Genomic DNA, 20107 nt, shown 5'->3' on the forward strand with positions numbered 1-20107 from the left:
GCATGCGGTGGGCTGCCCGAGCCTTATTGGCAGGACTTTGCATGATGGCGGGCGAGGCGTTGGCCAAGCGCCCGGAGGTCATTGTCGACCCCGGGGGCGTGCCCCCGGCCGCGCTGCAGGCGATCACCCAGGCGGTCGATGCGATCGCGCGTCTGGCCGAAGACCAGGACGGCGGTGAAATCAACCGCCTGCGCCGGCGCGCGCGCGACGCGACGCTGGCGGCATTGGCAACGCAGGGCTATTTCTCGCCCAAGGTCACGCTTGAAGCCGGCACCGATATCGGCGGGGAAACCTGGGACATCGCGATCGTGCCTGGCAAGCGCACGACCGTTGAATCCGTGAACCTGGAATTCTCGGGCCGCATCACGCGCCCCGAGTACGCGCAGCGCGTGCAGAAGCTGCGCGAAGACTGGAGCCTGCGGAAGGGGCAGCCCTTCATCAACGGCGACTGGAACCGCGCCAAGGCCACGCTGCTGGACGACGTGTCCACGCGCGACTTCCTGCTGGCGCGCATGACGTCCTCGCGCGCTGATATCGACGCCGACAACGCGGCGGCGCATCTGCACGTCACCATCGACAGCGGACCGCAGGTGCGCATGGGCGAGCTCAACACGCAGGGCCTGAAGCGCGTGCCGGAGACGCTGATCGACCGCTACGTGCGCTACAACGTGGGCGCCGCATTCGACCAGAACCGGCTGGACCAGTGGCAGCAGGACCTGCAATCGACCGCGTTCTTCCGCGGCGCGTTCGTCTCGCTGCAGGAGCCGCCCAGCCAGAACGATCAGCCCACCGATCCCATTTCCGACCGCGCTCGCGGGCCAGGATCCGAAGACGCCGCAGCGGCCGCGCCTGCAGGCGACCCCACGGTGTCGGGCGGCCTGCCCCCGCCGCCGGCGCAGTTCGATTCCGACGGCGAGATCACGCTGCCCGTGCAGGTGCGTGTGGTCGAGGCGCCGCCCAAGCGTTTTTCCGCGTCGATCGGCGTGGACGACGAGGCCGGCGTGCGGGTGGAATCGGTGTATCGCCAAAACGTGGTGTTCGGCCAGCCGGTCACCATGGAAACCGGCTTCGGCGTGGACCGGCTGCGCCAGCGCGCCTTCATGGACATCCTCTTGCCTCCGTCCGAGCGCGGCTACCGCGATTCGGTCGGTATCCTGGCCGACCGCTCCGACATCCAGGGGCTGGAAGTGACCCGCTACGCGCTGGGCGCCACGCGCACGCAAGAGCGCAAGGGCGCGGGCGACAGCCGCGTCGAATACGAAACGCGCTACGGCGTGCTGCTGGCCCAGGACCACGTCAAGATCGACGGCGGCGACAGCTACACGCTTCCCACCATCACCACCACGGCCGAATGGCTGCGGCGCGACGTGGACAACAAATACGATCCGCGCGAGGGCAACCTGATTTCCGTGGGCGGCGGCGTCGGCGTGACGCTGGACACCGGCGAGCCCTACACGCGCCTGCGGCTACGCGGCCAGAAATGGTGGCCGATCGGCAAGTGGGACGTGCTGACGATCCGTGGCGAAGTCGGCCGCGTGTGGTCCAACGGCGACGTGCAGGTGCCGGACGACTTCGGTTTCCGGACGGGCGGCGCGCGGTCGATCCGCGGCTATCGCTATCAAAGCATCGGCGTGCACCGCGACAACGCCGTGGTGGGCGCGCCCACGCTGCTCGTGGGCAGCATCGAATATGACCATTATTTTGACGAGCGCTGGGGCATGGGCGTGTTCGTGGACGCGGGCGATGCCGCCGAGTCCTTCGGCGACATGAAGATGTCCGTGGGATACGGCGTCGGCGCGCGCGTGCGCACGCCCGCTGGGCCGCTGTTCCTGGACGTGGCCTACGGCCAGCGCGAACGCGACCTGCGCCTGCATTTCTCGCTGGGGATCGCGTTTTGAAGTTCGTGCGTAAATTCCTGCGCCACGTGCTGGTTTGGTGGCTGCCCGGGCTTGCCATGCTGGTTGCGCTGGCGGCCGGGTTCATCTTCTGGCTGGTGGCCTCGCAGAACGGCACGCGCCTGCTGCTGACCACCGCCGCGCAGCAGCTCGAAGGCCAGGCGCAGGACGTGAATGGCTCCTTGCTTCACGGCGTGACCGTGGGACGGCTGGAGCTGACAGCCGGCGGCACGCACATCGACATCCACGACCTGGACCTGTCCGTGCGCTGGCGCGCCCTGGGCGACCGGCTGCTGCACGTGCGCAACCTGTCCGCCGGCGCGGTCCGCGTGGACATCGAATCCTCGCCCGAGACGCCGCCCGCCGAGGAAAGCAGCGAACCCTTCACGCTGCCCAAGCTGCCGGTGACCATCGCCGTTGACAGGCTGGCGCTGGGCGACTTTCAGTTCACCCAGGACGGCGAGCCGCTGCCCGTCACCTTGAACGATCTGAGCGCCACGTTTGCCGCCAGCCAGCAGGGCGCGCAACTGCGCATCGCCAGCCTGCGCGTCGGGCACGAGGTGGGCGAGGCCGACGTGACCGGCCAGGCCGATCTGCAGGGTTTGGCCGACCCCTGGCCCTTTGCGGCGCGGCTGGACGTGACGGCGCGCGGCGCGGGTCCCGATTCCCCCCTGTGCCAGGCCGACCGGCTGAGCGGCGTGTTCGGTCCGGTGGCGGGGCAGACGCCGGTCAAGGACAAGGTCGAAGAACCGGCCAAGAAGCCCGCTGCGTCCAAGGCCCAGGAAGCGGCCAATCGCGCAGACCGGCGCAAGACGGAAGCGGCCGCCAAGCCGGCGGAGACGGCCAAGGGCCGCGCTGACGCCGCAACGGCAACCGCAACCGAAACCAAACCTCCAACCGCGCCGATGGGGCCGCCCGTTCCCGCGTGCCTTGTCGTGCTGCATGCCGATGCCGCGGGATCGCTTGACGGCATCCAGGCCAAGCTCGACGGCACGGGTTCCAATCTGGTGCTCGACGTGGTGGCCGATCTGGCGCCGCGCACGGCGCTGGTGCTGCGCAGCGCCCGGGCGCGGGCGCAGTTGCCGGACAAGTCCACGCTGGCCGCGCAGTTCGACCTGCAGGCGGGCGATGCGCCCGGCCGCGACCGCATCGTCGGCTCGGTGGACGCGCAGCGCCTGGATCTGGCGCCCTGGACGGGCAACGCCATTCCGCCCGCGCTGCTCACCGTGCGCGCGGATGTGCAGGCCGATATCGAAAACCTGAGCGCGCTGCGCCACGCCGCCGTCAATCTGCGCTTTGAAGAGGGCAGCCGCTGGAACCGCCAGCCGCTGAGCGGGGATCTGAAGGCGCAGGTGGATGTTGCCCCGGCAGCCGATGCTGCGGCAGCCGATGCTGCGGCAGCCGGCGCCACGCCCGACCCGTCGGTGGACCCGCTGGCCGGCTTGCGCATTCACGGCCTGGACGTGGACCTGAGGCTGGGCCGCAACCGCGTCCGCGCGACGGGCGAACTGGGGGCCTCTTCCGGCGCCATCACGCTGGACGCCCAGGCGCCGCAGCTGGACGCCTTCTGGCCCGACGTGCCGGGCGGCGCCGACGTGAAGGCCCGCATCGACGGCACGGTGGCCGCGCACCGCGGCGAGATCACCGCCAGCTACACGCCGCCCCGGCCTCGGCCGGGCATCATCGGGCAATCCCGCGCGCAGGCCAACCTGACCTTCAACGGCGGCTGGGGCAGGGGACCTGCGGGCCAGCCCGACGCGGCGCTGGTGGGGTGGCGCGGCACGTTCTCGAGGCTGAGCGCGGATACCGCCGGATTTGCCGTCTCGCTGGATCGCCCGGTGACGCTGTCCTTCCTGCCCTCTGCCGTGGCGCCGCACTGGCAATGGCAGGTCGGCCAGACCGCCGTAAGCCTGACCCTGCCGGGCAAGGAGCGCCTGTCGGTGGCGCACCAGGGCTCGCGCGGCGGCGGCAAGCGCTGGGAAACCGCTGGGCAGTCAGACAACCTGGTCATCACGGCTGCCGTGGCGCGCCAGGTGGTCGGCGCGTTCGATCCGGAAGCCGCGGCCAAGCTGGGCCGCAATGCCGGCCGCGTGAACGCGATGGTGCCCGATGGCCAGCGCCGCATCGCGCTCGACCTGCTGTGGGATTTGAAATTCGACGGACGCCTGGCCGGCCGTGCCCGCATCGCGCGCCGTGCGGGCGACCTGCTGATTCCGGGCGATCCGCCGGTGCCGCTGGGCGTGAAGGCGCTGGTCGTCGACGTGACCGCCACGCCCACCTCGGCCAACGCCAGCCGGCTGGACGCCCGCCTGGACCTGGCGACGGAAAAGATGGGGTCGATCAACGGCACCGGCACGGCGGTCCTGCTGGTGGACGCGCAGGGCGGCATGGCGCTGGATTCGCGCCAACCGCTGCGGGCGCGGCTGAATGCGGACATCGCGGACCTCACCTGGGTCGGCCTGTTCGTGGGCGACGCCATGGAAGTGGGCGGCACGCTCAAGGCCAACATCGACGTGCAGGGCACGCTCGCCGGCCAATGGGGCGCCACCGGCTCGATCCAGGGGGACAAGCTGCGGCTGGTGCGCATCGACGATGGTGTGCGGCTGATCGACGGCACGCTGTCCGCCCGCCTGGACGGCCAGCGCCTCATTCTGGACAGCCTGCGCTTTCCGGCGTCGCTGCGCGTGATGCCCGCCGAATGGCGCACCAAGGAATGGATCACGACCAACGCGGGCGCCAAGGGCGGCTATGCGGAGGCCAAGGGCGACTGGAACATCATGGACGGCGGCGGTGCGATCAAGCTGACGCTGTTCCGCTTCCCGGCGCTGCAGCGCTCGGACCGCTACGCCATGGTGTCCGGCACCGTCGAGGTGCGGGCGGCCATGCCGCGCCTGGAAATCGTGGGCAACCTGAGCGCCGATGCGGGCTGGTTCAGCCTGGAGATCCTGCAGGGCGTGCCGACGCTGGATGACGACGTGCGCGTGATCCGCGCCGGCGACGATTCCGGCAACGTCTCGACGCCGCTGCAGACCAGCATGGACCTGCGATTCGACATGGGACCGCGCTTCTACATTACCGGCATGGGCCTGGACGCCGGCCTGCTCGGCGCCATCCAGATCCGCCTGAACGACGGCCGGCTGACCGGCTGGGGCCAGTTGCGCACGCGCGGCGGCGGCATCGAGGCCTATGGCCAGCGGCTGCGCCTGAGCCGCGGGACGCTGACGTTCCAGGGCCGTCTGGACAATCCCATCCTGGACATCGAGGCGCTGCGCACGGGTGAACTGGTCGAGGCCGGCGTGCGGGTGGTGGGCACGGCCCAGCGCCCGCGCATCGACCTGGTGTCTTATCCCGAGGTCAGCGACGTCGAAAAGCTGTCGTGGCTGCTGCTGGGCCGCGGTCCGGACGAAAGCGGTGGCGACGCGGCCCTGCTGGTGTCGATCGGCACCGCGTTGCTGGGCGGCGGGCAGCCGTTCTACAAGCAGTTCGGCCTGGACGACGTGGCGGTGCGCACCGGCAACATGGGCAGCTCGGGCAGCATCCTGCCGGACCGCACGGTGGCGGGCAACGTGAACCGCGATATCGGCAGCGACCTGTCCACCCAGTTCCTGGTGGCGAGCAAGAACTTCGCCAACGGCATCACGCTCAGCGTCGAGCAGGCGCTGTCCGGCAGCGATACGGTCGGCCGCGCCAGTTACCGGTTGGCGCGGGGTCTGTCCCTGGATTTGAAGGGCGGCTCGGTCAACGGGATCTCGCTGGTGTACCGCACCCTGTTCGGCAATTGAGCCGGCGCCCGGCTTGAGGCGGGACAAGTCTGTCCCGCCGGGCCGGGGGCGGGTCCGGCGCGCTCGGGATAAAATGACGCCCATTCCAAATCCCTAGCACCACACCCACCATGAGCATCAAAAGCGACCGCTGGATCCGCCGCCAGGCCGAAGCCGGCATGATCGAACCCTTCGAACCGGGTCAGGTTCGTACGGCCAATGGCGGGCGCATCGTCAGCTACGGCACCAGCAGCTACGGCTACGACGTACGCTGCGCCGACGAATTCAAGATCTTTACCAACATCAACTCGACCATCGTCGATCCCAAGAACTTCGACGAAGGCTCGTTCGTGGACTTCAAGGGCGACGTCTGCATCATTCCGCCGAATTCCTTCGCCCTGGCGCGCACGGTTGAATACTTCCGCATCCCGCGCAGTGTCCTGACGGTCTGCCTGGGCAAGAGCACGTACGCGCGCTGCGGCATCATCGTCAACGTGACCCCGCTGGAACCCGAATGGGAAGGCCACGTCACGCTCGAATTTTCCAACACCACGCCGCTGCCCGCCAAGATCTACGCCGGCGAAGGCTGCGCGCAGATGCTGTTCCTGGAAAGCGACGAGGTCTGCGAAACCTCGTACCGCGACCGCGGCGGCAAGTACCAGGGCCAGCGCGGCGTCACGCTGCCGCGCACCTGATCCCTCAGTCCGCAGCCGCCGGCCGCGAGTCGTCGGGCCGGTAGTTGCGCGGGCAGTTGCGCAGGTAGTCGATATCCCATTCGCCTTCGCCGGTCTGCACGAAGCCGTGCCGGCGATAGAAGCGGTTCGAATCGCTGCCGCGCAACGCGCTCAATGTCATGCCCACGCCGCGGCGGTCGGCGTCTCGCAAGATCCCGCGCAGCACCTGGCCGCCCACGCCTCGCCCCTGCGCAGAGGGATGCACGTACAGATGATCCAGCCGCAAACCCTCGCCGTCCGGCCGCAGGCAATAGAACCCGATGCGTTTGCCGTCTTCCTCGATGTGCCAGGTGCATTCGGGGCGGAAAGTGCTGCGCAGCCGGGCGCGCGCCCGGTCCGGATCGAAGCGGCCCAGCCGTTCAAGGCTATCGCGCATGGCGTCGATCCGCAGCGCCAGCAGGGCCTCGAAATCGGCCTCGGCCGCAGGGGTGAAACGCAGCGGCGTGGCATCGTCGATGGCGTCGGCTGGGGTGTCTGCGGCACTTCCGGACGCCAGCTCGTCATACCCCCGGCCCAGAAACTGCAGGATGCAGATGCCGTGGCCATAAGGATCGGCCAAGTGCGCTATGCGGCCCCAGTCATGTGTGGCGGGCGGATCCTCCAGGCGCGCGCCCGCGGCGACCGCCCGGGCCACCGCCTGGTCCACGTCATCCACCACGACGTCCAGATGCACGGGCGTCCAATGCCGCGCGTAATCGCGGGGCTGACGCAGGGCGCCGGCCGCAGGCGTGCCCGCCGCCTTTTCGAGCAGGTAGATGGGCGCGTCGGCGCCCAGCAGTTCGGCCCCCGTCGGGCCCAGCCGGCGGTTCAGCGTCAAGCCGAAGGCCGACTGGTAGAAACCGATCGCGTGTTCGAGATCGGGAACATCGATATTGACCAGGATTTTCATGGGGACATTCTGCGCTAAAGAACCTCATGCCGCGTCCGTAAAAAGATTACATGTGTTTGCCGATTTGGCGACGTCATTTCTGCAAGCGTTAGCAAGGCCCAATCCGTGCGTTACCCCCATATTCCCTGGCTGCCCCTGTTGTTCTATCCCGCGTTGCCGGTGGCCGCCGCGATCGGGCTGCTGTTCTGGCGTGATTGGCCGCCCGCGCTGAGCCTGATCGTGCCGTTCGTGCCCTGGGTGATGGCTTTGATCGGTTCGGCGATCTGCCTGATGTATCAGCGCTCGCAGACGATGGCGCTGATGCTGTGCGTGCTGGCCGTCACGGCGGCCTGGCCCACGCTGGCGCGTGAGGTGCCGTGGGCGATGGGACCCGTGTTGGCGTGGTGGTCCCTCGTCTACACCATCAATGCCTTGTGGTCCGAACGATCCAGCATGCTGATCGACGTGGCGTTGCGCATCGGCCTGATGGCCGCGGGCGTCGCGGTGATCGCGCTGGTGGGCAAGGACGGCGTGGGCGAAATCTTCAGCACCATCGCGCTGCAGGGCATGCTGGCGCGCTTGGGCGTGCCGGCCGAGGCGTTGATCGCGCTGTTGGGCACGGGCCTCACGTTGACGCTGCTGCTGTTGCGCTACGGGCGCCCGCAGCAGGCGGGGCAGTGGCTGGGTTTCGTGTGCATGGCGTGGGCGCTGCCGCGCGGCGCGGCGCATCCGCTCGAACTGGCGCTGATGTCCGCCGCGGCGCTTACGGCCTTGTGCATCTCGTTGGCGCACGAGGGCTTTCACATGGCGTTCCGCGACGAGCTCACCGGCCTGCCCGGCCGCCGCGCGCTGAACGAACGGCTGCAGCGCATGGGCCGCGTCTACACGTTGGCGATGGCCGACGTGGACCATTTCAAGGCATTCAACGATACACACGGCCACGACGTGGGCGACCAGGTGCTGCGCATGGTCGCTTCGCAATTGCGTCGCGTGCCGGGCGGCGGCCAGGCCTACCGCTACGGCGGCGAGGAATTCACGCTGGTGTTTCCCGGCAAGACCGCGGCCGAGGCCATGCCGCACCTGGAGACGGTGCGGCGCGCCATCGAGGCCTATCAGATGCGCCTGCGCGACAAGCCGGCGCGTCCCAAGGCGGACCAGATCGGCCAACGCCGCCGCGGCGGACGAGGGCGCGGCGCGCGGCCCTTGCGCGTGACGGTCAGCATCGGCGTGGCCGAACGCAGCGATGCGCTGCGCGCACCCGATGCCGTCATCAAGGCGGCCGACCAGGCGCTCTACAAGGCCAAGGACGGCGGACGCAATCAGGTGTGGGCGTTCGGCGCGCGCCGCCGCGCGGGCGCGGCCTGACGCCCGGCGCTACCGGTCGGCGTTACCGGTCGGCCAGCGGCATCGCCATCAGCGCTTCGTCGTACAGCTTGCCGTTGACGAGCAGCGCCTCGCGCTCGTGGCCATACACGGTGAACCCCAGGCTGGCGTAGAGCGCGGACGCCGCGACGTTGTTGGCGGTGACGCTCAGCTGCACCTGCCGGATGCCGCGCATGGTGCGCGCGTGGTCGATTGCCGCGCGCATCAGCAGACGGCCCAGGCCCCGGCCACGCTCGGCGGGCGCGACGTACATGCTCCATATGTGGGCCTTGTGCCGCACCTTCAGCTTGCGCTGCCGCCCCACGCCGACGATGCCGGCCAGCACATCGCCCAGAAACACGCCATACATCGCGCCGTCATTGGCCGGAGAAATCCATTCGCGGATGTCCGCCAATGTCAGCGTGTGTTCCTCTTCGTAACTCGATCCAAAGGACTCCGGCGTTTCGACCAGCGCGTTCAAGCGCAATTGCCGCAGGGGCGCGGCGTCTGCAGCGGTCAGTCGTCGGACGACAGGCTCGTTCATGGCGGGTTTGAGAGTGTTGGGATTAGGTAACGTTTGAGGAGTATAGGGGGATGGGCTTGCCTATAATGGCCCCAACGCCGCTTGCGGTTTTCAACAAGGAGCCACTGATGTTCGGTTTCCTCAAGACAAACCAGGATGCGACGCGCCACGAAGTACAGGAAGAATTCGTGGCCCGTGTCGCGGGTGCAGCGCAGGACTTCGTGGAGGCGGCCGGTTCAACCGGCGCCGTGCTGGACTACTCCCCGTCCAGCGTCCATGCGCTGGATGATGCACTAGAGGCCGCCCATCTGGGCACGCTGCCTCTGACCCCCATGCAAACCGTTGGCGCTGCCGCCTATCTCTACGAGGTCGGCCGGCGCGCGCACGGCGGGCTGTACGAGGTCTGCGACGACGAAGACCCCGTGGTCCTCGTCTGCGGCGAACCCGGGTCGGAAGTCTGCTTTGGCGCCATCGCCAAGGTCGAACGGCGCATCCGTTACGGGGCCGCCGAGGCCATCCCCGCCTACTTTGAACTCTTCATGACAGCCCTGCAGACGGGCGAAGCGCAGACCATCCGTTAGGCCGATCTGGCGCTTCTGGGGATTTCCCTTAGGACTGTAAGAAAAACAGCCCTACAATTCCGCAATTCCCGCCGGCCGGCGGGTGCTCGTGCCGTCTGTCACCAGACGGTTTTTTACTCGCAGTACATTCGCGCCGCGATACGCGTCCGATCCGCCATGCCCCCAGGAGCGCCTGCATGAAATTCCGCTTCCCCATCTTCATCATCGACGAGGACTACCGTTCCGAGAACGCGTCCGGTTTGGGTATCCGTGCCTTGTCCGCAGCAATCGAGGCCGAGGGCGTCGAGGTGATCGGGGTAACCAGTTACGGCGACCTGAGTTCGTTCGCGCAGCAGCAAAGCCGCGCCAGCGCCTTCATCCTGTCGATCGACGATGAAGAGTTCGATGTGGACTCGCCCGAGGACGTGGCCGGCGCGATCAAGAACCTGCGCGCCTTCATCGGCGAACTGCGCTTCCGCAACGCGGACATTCCCATCTACCTGTACGGTGAAACGCGTACGTCGGAACACATTCCGAACGACATCCTGCGCGAGCTGCACGGCTTCATCCACATGTTCGAGGACACGCCGGAGTTCGTGGCGCGCCACATCATCCGCGAGGCCCGCAGCTACGTCGACAGCCTGCCGCCGCCGTTCTTCCGCGAGCTGGTCAAGTACGCGCAGGACGGTTCGTATTCGTGGCACTGCCCGGGGCACTCGGGCGGCGTCGCATTCCTGAAAAGCCCGGTCGGCCGGATGTTCCACCAGTTCTTCGGTGAAAACATGCTGCGCGCCGACGTCTGCAACGCCGTGGACGAGCTGGGCCAGCTGCTGGACCACACCGGCCCGGTTGCCGAATCCGAACTGAACGCCGCGCGCATCTTCCACGCGGACCACTGCTTCTTCGTGACCAACGGCACGTCGACGTCGAACAAGGTCGTGTGGCACGCCAACGTCGCCGCGGGCGACGTCGTGGTCGTGGACCGCAACTGTCACAAGTCGATCCTGCACGCCATCACGATGACGGGCGCGATTCCCGTGTTCCTGCGCCCGACGCGCAACCACCTGGGCATCATCGGGCCGATCCCGCTGGAAGAATTCCACCCGGACAACATCCGCAAGAAGATCGAAGCCAACCCCTTCGCGCGCGAAGCGGTGAACAAGAATCCGCGCATCCTGACGCTGACGCAGAGCACGTACGACGGCGTCATCTACAACGTCGAAATGATCAAGCAGCAGCTCGGCAGCTATGTCGACACGCTGCACTTTGACGAAGCCTGGCTGCCGCACGCGTCGTTCCACGAGTTCTACCAGGACATGCACGCCATCGGCCAGGACCGCCCGCGCAGCCAGGACGCGATGGTGTTCGCCACGCACTCCACGCACAAGCTGCTGGCCGGCATCTCGCAGGCCTCGCAGATCATCGTGCAGGAGTCCGAGACCCGCAAGCTGGACCGCAACGTCTTCAACGAGGCGTACCTGATGCACACGTCCACGTCGCCGCAATACGCGATCATCGCGTCCTGCGACGTGGCCGCGGCCATGATGGAGCCCCCGGGCGGCACCGCGCTGGTCGAGGAAAGCATCCGCGAAGCCCTGGACTTCCGCCGCGCCATGCGCAAGGTGGAATCCGAGTTCGGCAAGAACGACTGGTGGTTCAAGGTCTGGGGTCCGAACCGCCTGGTGTCCGAAGGCATCGGCAACCGCGACGAATGGATCCTCGAAGCCAACGACCACTGGCACGGCTTCGGCGAAATGGCCGAAGGCTTCAACATGCTGGACCCGATCAAGGCCACGGTCATCACGCCGGGGCTGGACATGTCGGGCAGCTTCGGCGAAACCGGCATTCCCGCGGCGCTGGTCTCCAAATACCTGACCGAGCACGGCGTGGTGGTCGAAAAGACCGGCCTGTACTCGTTCTTCATCCTGTTCACCATCGGCATCACCAAGGGCCGCTGGAACACGCTCTTGACCGCCCTGCAGCAGTTCAAGGACGACTACGACCGCAACCAGCCGCTGTGGCGCATCCTGCCGGAGTTCTGCCGCGACCATCGCCGCTACGAGCGCATGGGCCTGCGTGACCTCTGCCAGCAGATCCACGAGGCCTACCGCGAGCGCGACGTCGCCCGCCTGACGACCGAGATGTACCTGAGCGACATGGTGCCGGCGCTGAAGCCGTCGGACGCCTTTGCCCGCATGGCGCACCGCGAGGTCGAACGCGTCGACATCGACAAGCTGGAAGGCCGCGTCACGGGCGTGCTGCTGACGCCGTATCCTCCGGGCATTCCGCTGCTGATCCCGGGCGAACGCTTCAACCGCACCATCGTTCAGTACCTGCAATTCGCGCGCGAGTTCAACGAACGCTTCCCCGGTTTCGAAACCTACATCCACGGCCTGGCCGACGAAGTGGGTCCGGACGGCGAAAAGCGTTACTACGTTGACTGCCTGATCGAAGAGTAAGCACAGGCGGGCCGGAAATCTTGATGTTCGATGTTGCAGTGCTTGGCGCGGGCGCCGCGGGCATGATGTGCGCGGCGGTCGCCGGCCAGCGCGGATTGCGCGTGGTGCTGGTCGACCACGCGCAGCGCCTGGCCGAGAAGATCCGCATCTCGGGCGGCGGGCGCTGCAACTTCACGAACATCGGCGCCGGGCCCGCCAATTTTCTGTCTGAAAATCCCCATTTCTGCCGGTCGGCGCTGTCGGCCTACACGCCGCAGGACTTTCTGGCGCTCATGAAGCGCCACCGGATCGCCTGGCACGAAAAGCATCGCGGCCAGCTGTTCTGCGACGACTCCAGCGAAAACATCATCGACATGCTGCGCGCCGAGTGCGACGCGGGCAATGTGCAGTGGCGCATGGGCTGTTCGGTGGCCGAGGTCGCGCATGGGGCCGAAGGTTTCGAGCTGCGCACCAGCCAGGGCGTCATCCGGGCCGCCAAGCTGGTCATCGCGACCGGCGGCATGGCGATTCCGCAATTGGGCGCCACCGACTTCGGCCTGAAAATCGCCCGCCAGTTCGGCCTGAAGGTCGTCGAGCCGCGCCCCGCGCTCGTCCCGCTGACCTTCGACCCGACGCAGTGGCAGCCGCTGTCCGAGCTGTCCGGCGTGGCGCTGGAGGTCAATCTGCAGACGGGGCAGGGCAAGGCGCGCGGCGAATTCCTCGAAGACCTGCTGTTCACGCACCGCGGGCTGTCGGGGCCGGCGATCCTGCAGATCTCCAGCTACTGGAAGCCGGGCGAGCCCATCGTGATCGACCTGGCGCCGGGCCGCGATCTGGCGCAGGAACTGCTGGCGTCCAAGTCCGGCAACCGCCAGCAGCTTCATACGGTGCTGGGCGGACTGTGGCCCAAGCGGCTGGCCGACCGCTGGCTGCATCTGGCCGAGCAGGGCGGCAAGCCTGGCTTGGCCGCGTTGCGGTTGGCGGATGCACCGGACAAGACGCTCCGCGCGCTGGCGCAGGACATCCATCAGTGGACGCTCGTACCCAGCGGCACGGCGGGCTACAAGAAGGCCGAAGTCATGCGCGGCGGCGTGGACACGCGCGGTCTGGACCAGAAGTCCATGCAGGCCAAGGCCGCGCCGGGCCTGTACTTCATCGGCGAGGCCGTTGACGTGACCGGTTGGCTGGGCGGCTACAACTTCCAGTGGGCGTGGGCCTCGGGCGTCGCCTGCGGCCAGGCGCTGTAGCTGCGGCCAGGCGCTGCAGCTAAGCGCTGGTCGATTTCACCCCAAAAGCCGACATTTCCCGAAGCAACTCGCGGAGCCGCCAGTGCGGCATTCCGGCATTCCGGCATTGTGATATCAAATAAAAATACATATCATTTATGTTTTGATCTTTATCAAAGCTGTCCCGCGAGGGACGGATCAGCCGGAGACTCGCATGGCCTATACCCTTCCGCCCCTGCCGTACGCCTATGACGCGCTGGAACCTCACATCGACGCAATGACGATGGAGATCCACTACACCAAGCACCATCAGACCTACGTCACCGGCCTGAATACCGCGCTGGAAGGCGCCGGCATCGCCACGGACGAACCCGTGGAAGCGCTGGTCGCGCGCATCAAGGAATTGCCGGAAGCCGTGCGCGGCGCCGTGCGCAACCACGGCGGCGGCCATGCCAATCACAGCCTGTTCTGGTCGGTCATGTCGCCGCAGGGCGGCGGCGAGCCGGAGGGCGCGCTGGCGGCGGCCATCGACGCCGAGCTGGGCGGTCTGCCCGCCTTCAAGGAAGCATTCACCAAGGCGGCGCTGACGCGCTTCGGCAGCGGCTGGGCCTGGCTGAGCGTGACGCCGGCCGGTAAGCTGGTGGTCGAGAGCAGCGCCAACCAGGACAGCCCGCTGATGGACGGCAACACGCCGATCCTCGGCCTGGACGTCTGGGAACACGCTTATTATCTGAAGTACCAGAACCGCCGGCCGGAATACATCGGCGCTTTCTACAACGTGGTGAACTGGCCCGAGGTCTCGCGCCGCTACGCTGCGGCAAAGGGCTGAGCGCATCTCCCCAAAGGAGCGCAGCCGCATATGAATACCTTCAGCCGTCATCGCGTGCGGCCGGCAGCCACCAGCATCAGCGTCTGGACGCTGGCCGTGATGGTGTCCTGCCTGGCCCTGTACCAGCTCTGGGTTTACCTGGACGTGCGGGCGCCGCACGTGGCCGACGCGCTGCTGGGCGGTCTTGTCGCGGCCGCCGCCACCGCGCTGGGCACCCTGCCCATTCTCTTTGCCCGCACCATCCCGCAGAAGGCGCAGGACAGCATGTTCGGCTTTGGGGCCGGCGTCATGCTGGCCGCCAGCGCTTTTTCGCTGGTCGCGCCGGGCATCGCCGCGGGTGAGGAGCTGGGCTACGGTCCCTGGGGCGCCGGCCTGACGGTCGGCGCCGCCCTGCTGTTGGGGGCGGCCGTGCTGCTGCTGATGGACCGGATCCTGCCGCACGAGCATTTCATCAAGGGCAGGGAAGGGATGGAGGCGCACCGCCTGCGCCGCACCTGGCTGTTCGTGTTCGCGATCATGCTGCACAACCTGCCCGAGGGCCTGGCGATCGGCGTGGGCTATGCGGCGGGCGACCCCGTGCGCGGCACGGCGCTGGCCACCGGCATTGCGATCCAGGACATCCCCGAGGGGCTGGTCGTGGCCGTGGCCCTGCTGGCCGCCGGCTACAAGCGCACGTTCGCCGTGGCGCTGGGCATGCTGTCCGGGCTGATCGAGCCCGTGGGCGCCGTGCTGGGCGCCGCCGTGGTCGGCTGGTCGGCGCCGCTCCTGCCGTGGGGCCTGGGCTTTGCCGCGGGCGCCATGCTGTTCGTCATCAGCCACGAGATCATTCCGGAATCGCACCGCAAGGGGCACGAGGTCTACGCCACCTGCGGCCTGATGATCGGTTTCGTGCTGATGATGCTGCTGGATACCGCGCTGGGATAGCGCCGGCAGGCATGCAACAGGCCTAGGCTTACCCCGGGCTTTCGTTGTATGCTTTCGGCGCTGTCACGCATGCTGCGGGAGAGAGCGGCCGAAGGCGTCAAGTCCGGCCGCCGCCGAAGGCGCAATTCGCCCAGAATCGCTCAGGTAACCGATACCGCGCAGGCTTGTCCCGTCCCGCATTTGCCGCCATTGCCGGCCATGCGGACGTGGCAAAACAGCACTCTGGAGAGACCTGGCGCCGCGCCCTAAACAGGGACACTGCGAGCAGCCCAGGCGCCGAAGGTGCAAACCCGCTACGCGGGGCAACTCTCAGGCAAAAGGACAGAGGGGCGGAAGATTCAGCCGTTGCGCGGGCGCCGTCCGCCCGCAACCAGCGGCATTCCGTAACCCTGGCATCGCTGCCGTCCCGGAGTTCCCCCGCATGTCCGCATCCCTCAAACGCACCCCGCTCGCCGAAGAACACATCGCCGCCGGCGCCCGCATGGTCGATTTCGGCGGCTGGGACATGCCGCTCGCCTACGGTTCGCAGCTCGAAGAGCACCACGCCGTGCGCCAGGACGCCGGCATGTTCGACGTCTCGCACATGCTCAACGTCGATGTGACGGGTCCCGATGCCTTCGCCTTCCTGCAGCGCCTGGTCGCCAACGACGTCGCCAAGCTGACGGTGCCGGGCAAAGCGCTCTACAGCTGCATGCTGAACCCGCAGGGCGGCGTCATCGACGACCTCATCATCTATTTCTTCGCTGCCGACGAATGGCGCGTGGTGGTCAACGCCGGCACGGCCGACAAGGACGTGGCCTGGATGCAGCGCGTCAAGCAGGCGGGCGCGTTCGACGTGACCATCGCCCCGCGCCGCGATCTGGCCATGGTTGCCGTGCAGGGCCCCAACGCCCGGGCCAAGGTCTGGGCCGCCCGCCCGGCCTGGCAAGCCGCCAGCGAACCGCTGACCCCCTTCGTCGCTGCCCGCGTGGGCGACGACACGCTGGTCGCCCGCACGGGCTACACCGGCGAAGACGGTTTTGAAATCGTCCTGCCCGCCTCGGAAGTCGTGCAACTGTGGCGCGACCTGATCGCCCAGGGCGTGCGTCCGGCAGGCCTGGGCGCGCGCGACACGCTGCGCCTGGAAGCCGGCATGAACCTCTACGGTCAGGACATGGACGAACTGACCCACCCGGGTGAAGCCGGCCTGACCTGGACCGTGTCCGGCAAGAACGCCGAGCGCCGCTTCATCGGCCGCGATGCGATCGAACAATTCGCCAAGCCCGCCACCTTCATCGGCCTGAAGCTGCAGGAGCGCGGCGTCATGCGCGCGCACATGGCCGTGCGCACCGCGCAGGGCGTGGGCGAGCTGACCAGCGGCACCATGTCGCCCACGCTGGGCGTGTCGATCGGCTTCGCCCGCCTGCCGCAAGGCGTGGCGCCGGGCGATACGGTCGAGGTCGACATCCGCGGCAAGTGGGTGCCCGCCGTGGCGTGCAAGCTGCCTTTCGTGCGTAACGGCAAAGCCGTCGAACACTCGTAAACTCGAGCCTCGCGCGCAACATCATTTCATCTACCCGCATTCCCTCAGGAGTTCCCATGAGTCTGCCCACCGATCGCAAGTACACCGAGTCCCATGAATGGGTCAAAGCCGAGGGCGACGTGTTCGTCGTCGGCATCACCGACACCGCCCAGGAGCAACTGGGCGATCTGGTCTTCGTTGGCGACGTGAACGTCGGCGCGAAGCTGAGCGCGGGCGAAACCGCCGGCGTGGTCGAGTCGGTCAAGGCCGCCTCGGACATCTACGCGCCCGTGTCGGGCGAAATCGTTGCCTTCAACGAAGAACTGGAAAGCAACCCCAACCTGATCAACGAATCGGCCTTCACCGCCTGGATCTTCAAGATCAAGCCGGACAACGCCGCCGACGCCGACAAGCTGCTGGACGCCGCCGGCTACGAAGCCGTCGCCAACGGCTGATGCCGCACGCGGGGGAGCGGCGGCGCCGCCTCCCTCGCCACACGCAATACCGTCCCTCCGCAGGACGACACCCGCTACCCCCGAGATCCCCCCATGTCGCGCGCCCTAGACACCCATACCGACTTCATCCCCCGCCACATCGGCCCCTCCGACGCCGACCAGGCCGCCATGCTCGCCGTGATCGGCAGCGGCAGCCTGGACGCCCTGATCGAAGAAGTCGTGCCCCCCAAGATCCGCAGCAAGGAGCCGCTGGCGCTGCCCGCATCGCGCAGCGAAGCCGACGTGCTGGCCGAACTGAAGCAGGTGGCGGGCCGCAACAAGGTCTACCGCAGCTATATCGGGCAGGGGTACTACGGCACGCAGACGCCCAACGTGGTGTTGCGCAACATTCTTGAGAATCCCGCCTGGTACACGGCCTACACGCCTTACCAGCCCGAGATCTCGCAGGGCCGTCTTGAAGCCCTGCTGAACTACCAGACGATGGTCGCGGACCTGACGGGTCTGGACATCTCCAACGCCTCGCTGCTTGACGAAAGCACCGCCGCCGCCGAAGCGATGACGCTCGCGCGCCGCAGCGCCAAGTCCAAGAGCCCGGTGTTCTTCATCTCGCGCCACGTGCATCCGCAGACCATCGAAGTCGTGCGCACGCGCGCCGAGGGCCTGGACATCGAGATCCGCATCGGCGACGAAGCCGAAGGCCTGCCCGAGTGCTTTGGCGTGCTGCTGCAATACCCGCACAGCACGGGGTCGGTGTCCGACTACCGCAAGCTGGCCGAAGCGGCCCACGCGCAAGGCGCCGTGGTCGCGTGCGCGACCGATCTGCTGGCGCTGGCCGTGCTGGCCGCGCCGGGCGAGTGGGGCGCCGACATCGCCGTCGGTTCGGCCCAGCGCTTTGGCGTGCCGTTCGGCTTTGGCGGCCCGCACGCCGGCTTCATGGCCTGCAAGGACGCCTTCAAGCGCAACATGGCTGGCCGCCTGGTCGGCGTGTCCAAGGACGCGCAGGGCAATCCCGCGCTGCGCCTGGCGCTGCAGACGCGCGAACAGCACATCCGCCGCGAAAAGGCCACTTCCAACATCTGCACGGCGCAAGTGCTGCTGGCCGTGATGGCCGGCATGTACGCGGTGTGGCACGGCCCGGCCGGCATCCGCCGCATCGCCGAACGCGTGCAGCGCGCCACCGCCATCCTGCGCGCCGAGCTCATCAAGCTGGACGTCAAGGTCGCCAACGACACGTTCTTCGACACGCTGCTGCTGGAAACCGGCGCCGCGACGCCCGCCATCCTGACGGCCGCCGACTGCGCGCACATCAACCTGCGCCGCGTCGACGGCGCCCGCCTGGCCATCTCGCTGGACGAGACCGTCACCGTGGCCGACCTGGAAGCGCTGGTCAACGTCTTCGCCGCCGGTCTCGAGCGCGATGACGTCGAACTGGACATCGACGCGCTGGACGCCGCGGCCGCCGGCGGCATTCCCGCCTCGGTCGCCCGCGAAAGCGCCATCCTGACGCATCCCATCTTCTCCAGCATCCAGTCCGAAACCGACATGCTGCGCTACCTGCGCAAGCTGGCCGACAAGGACCTGGCCCTGGACCGCACGATGATCCCGTTGGGTTCGTGCACCATGAAGCTCAACGCCACGGCCGAGATGATCCCCATCACCTGGCCCGAATTCGCGCTGATTCACCCGTTCGCGCCGGCCTCGCAAAGCCAGGGCTACGTCGAACTGATCGACCGCCTGTCGGCCGCCCTGTGCGAGATCACCGGCTACGACAACATCAGCCTGCAGCCCAACTCGGGCGCGCAGGGCGAATACGCGGGCCTGCTCGCCATTCGCGGCTACCACCAGGCCAACGGCCAGCACCAGCGCAACATCTGCCTGATCCCGTCGTCGGCCCACGGCACCAACCCCGCCTCGGCGCAGCTCGCCGGCATGGACGTGGTGGTGGTGGCGTCCGACGCCAATGGCAACGTGGACCTCGCGGACCTGCGCGCCAAGATCGAACAGGTCGGCGACAAGCTGGCCGCGCTGATGATCACGTACCCGTCGACGCACGGCGTGTTTGAAGAAGCCGTCACCGAGATCTGCGATCTGGTCCACCAGGCCGGCGGTCAGGTCTACCTGGACGGCGCCAACATGAACGCCATGGTCGGCGTGGCCAGGCCCGGCAAGTTCGGCTCGGACGTGTCCCACCTGAACCTGCACAAGACGTTCTGCATCCCGCACGGCGGCGGCGGACCCGGCGTGGGTCCCGTGGCGGTGCGGTCGCACCTGGCGCCTTACCTGCCGGGCGTGGTGAACGAGCAGGGCAAGCTGCCTGGCGACGCCAAGGTCGGCCCGGTCTCGGCCGCTCCGTTCGGCTCGGCCGGCATCCTGCCGATTCCGTTCGTGTACATCGCGCTGATGGGCGCCGACGGCCTGCGCCGCGCCACCGAAGTCGCCATCCTGAACGCCAACTACATCGCGACCCGCCTGCGCGGCCACTACGAGGTCCTGTACGCGGGCCGCAACGGCCGCGTGGCGCACGAGTGCATCCTGGACGTGCGTCCGCTCAAGGAAACCAGCGGCATCAGCGCCGAGGATATCGCCAAGCGCCTGATGGACTACGGCTTCCACGCGCCCACCATGAGCTTCCCGGTCGCCGGCACGCTGATGGTCGAGCCGACGGAATCCGAGGGCGTGGCCGAACTGGACCGCTTCATCGACGCGATGATCGCCATCCGCGAAGAAATCGCCCAGGTCGAACGCGGCGAACGCGACCGTGACGACAACGTCCTGAAGAACGCGCCGCACACCGCGCAGATGCTGCTGGCCGAGGAATGGCTGCACGACTACCCGCGCCAGCAGGCCGCCTACCCGGTGGAATCGCTGCGCGACGCCAAGTACTGGCCGCCGGTTGCGCGCGTGGACAACGCCTATGGCGATCGTAATCTGGTGTGCGCCTGCCTGCCGATCGAAGCGTACGCGTAAGCGGTTGGAAGATGTCAGACACCCGTTTGAGAGACCGCTCTTGAATGGAAGGTGTCTGACACCC

At 67.7% G+C, this 20107-nt stretch carries 14 protein-coding genes and 2 riboswitches; of the genes, 12 read left to right on the forward strand and 2 right to left on the reverse strand.

The genetic code is table 11. The features are described from left to right. Positions 1–2: 2 nt before the first annotated feature. From RT697_RS00670 to dcd, 3 genes are all read left to right on the forward strand, one after another. Positions 3–1898, forward strand: a complete 1896-nt coding sequence (locus tag RT697_RS00670) for an autotransporter assembly complex protein TamA (protein WP_409517383.1) — start codon at positions 3–5, stop codon at positions 1896–1898. Next, positions 1895–5677, forward strand: a complete 3783-nt coding sequence (locus tag RT697_RS00675) for a translocation/assembly module TamB domain-containing protein (RefSeq protein ID WP_409517384.1) — start codon at positions 1895–1897, stop codon at positions 5675–5677. Before RT697_RS00670 ends, RT697_RS00675 begins: the two co-directional genes overlap by 4 nt. A gap of 110 nt (positions 5678–5787) precedes the next feature. Then, positions 5788–6351 carry a dCTP deaminase gene (dcd, locus tag RT697_RS00680; RefSeq protein ID WP_008166733.1) on the forward strand — a complete coding sequence of 188 codons (564 nt, stop codon included), beginning with the start codon at positions 5788–5790 and terminating at the stop codon, positions 6349–6351. Positions 6352–6355: 4 nt separating this feature from the next. Here dcd and RT697_RS00685 read toward each other — a convergent pair whose 3' ends face one another. Beyond that, the gene (locus RT697_RS00685) at positions 6356–7279 is read right to left on the reverse strand and encodes a GNAT family N-acetyltransferase (protein ID WP_313696526.1); all 924 of its coding nucleotides are present in this window, start codon (positions 7277–7279) and stop codon (positions 6356–6358) included. A 105-nt stretch (positions 7280–7384) separates the two neighbouring features. On the opposite strand from RT697_RS00685, the gene RT697_RS00690 reads away from it, so the two are divergent. Further along, a complete protein-coding gene (locus RT697_RS00690; RefSeq protein WP_313696527.1) occupies positions 7385–8623 on the forward strand; it encodes a GGDEF domain-containing protein in 1239 nt (412 codons plus the stop codon). Between the two features lie 22 nt (positions 8624–8645). On the opposite strand, the gene RT697_RS00695 is transcribed toward RT697_RS00690, so the two are convergent. Beyond that, positions 8646–9164, reverse strand: a complete 519-nt coding sequence (locus tag RT697_RS00695; protein WP_313696528.1) for a GNAT family N-acetyltransferase — start codon at positions 9162–9164, stop codon at positions 8646–8648. A 107-nt stretch (positions 9165–9271) separates the two neighbouring features. Between RT697_RS00695 and RT697_RS00700 the strand changes: the two genes are divergently transcribed. The 8 genes from RT697_RS00700 (at position 9272) to gcvP (ending at position 20043) form a co-directional block, all read left to right on the forward strand. Beyond that, complete coding sequence (locus RT697_RS00700) at positions 9272–9724, forward strand: hypothetical protein (protein WP_313696529.1); 453 nt, start codon at positions 9272–9274, stop codon at positions 9722–9724. A 176-nt stretch (positions 9725–9900) separates the two neighbouring features. Continuing rightward, complete coding sequence (locus RT697_RS00705) at positions 9901–12162, forward strand: arginine/lysine/ornithine decarboxylase (protein ID WP_056559073.1); 2262 nt, start codon at positions 9901–9903, stop codon at positions 12160–12162. A 23-nt stretch (positions 12163–12185) separates the two neighbouring features. Beyond that, positions 12186–13388: an NAD(P)/FAD-dependent oxidoreductase gene (locus tag RT697_RS00710; protein WP_313696530.1), complete on the forward strand. Its 1203-nt coding sequence runs from the start codon at positions 12186–12188 to the stop codon at positions 13386–13388. A gap of 193 nt (positions 13389–13581) precedes the next feature. Then, positions 13582–14196 (forward strand): superoxide dismutase, encoded by a 615-nt coding sequence (locus RT697_RS00715; protein ID WP_313696531.1) that lies wholly within the window; start codon positions 13582–13584, stop codon positions 14194–14196. Between the two features lie 30 nt (positions 14197–14226). Further along, entirely contained in the window at positions 14227–15120 is an 894-nt protein-coding gene (locus RT697_RS00720; protein WP_105240605.1) for a ZIP family metal transporter, read from the forward strand. Positions 15121–15185: 65 nt separating this feature from the next. Beyond that, positions 15186–15287: riboswitch (glycine riboswitch) on the forward strand. Between the two features lie 45 nt (positions 15288–15332). After that, positions 15333–15455: riboswitch (glycine riboswitch) on the forward strand. An 86-nt stretch (positions 15456–15541) separates the two neighbouring features. Beyond that, positions 15542–16642: a glycine cleavage system aminomethyltransferase GcvT gene (gcvT, locus tag RT697_RS00725; protein ID WP_313696532.1), complete on the forward strand. Its 1101-nt coding sequence runs from the start codon at positions 15542–15544 to the stop codon at positions 16640–16642. Between the two features lie 56 nt (positions 16643–16698). Then, positions 16699–17076, forward strand: a complete 378-nt coding sequence (gene gcvH, locus RT697_RS00730) for a glycine cleavage system protein GcvH (protein WP_056559057.1) — start codon at positions 16699–16701, stop codon at positions 17074–17076. 93 nt (positions 17077–17169) lie between these two features. Beyond that, positions 17170–20043, forward strand: a complete 2874-nt coding sequence (gene gcvP / locus RT697_RS00735; RefSeq protein ID WP_313696533.1) for an aminomethyl-transferring glycine dehydrogenase — start codon at positions 17170–17172, stop codon at positions 20041–20043. Positions 20044–20107 lie beyond the last annotated feature (64 nt).

The organism is Achromobacter sp. (assembly GCF_032113835.1).
Taxonomy (GTDB): Bacteria; Pseudomonadota; Gammaproteobacteria; order Burkholderiales; family Burkholderiaceae_B; genus Achromobacter.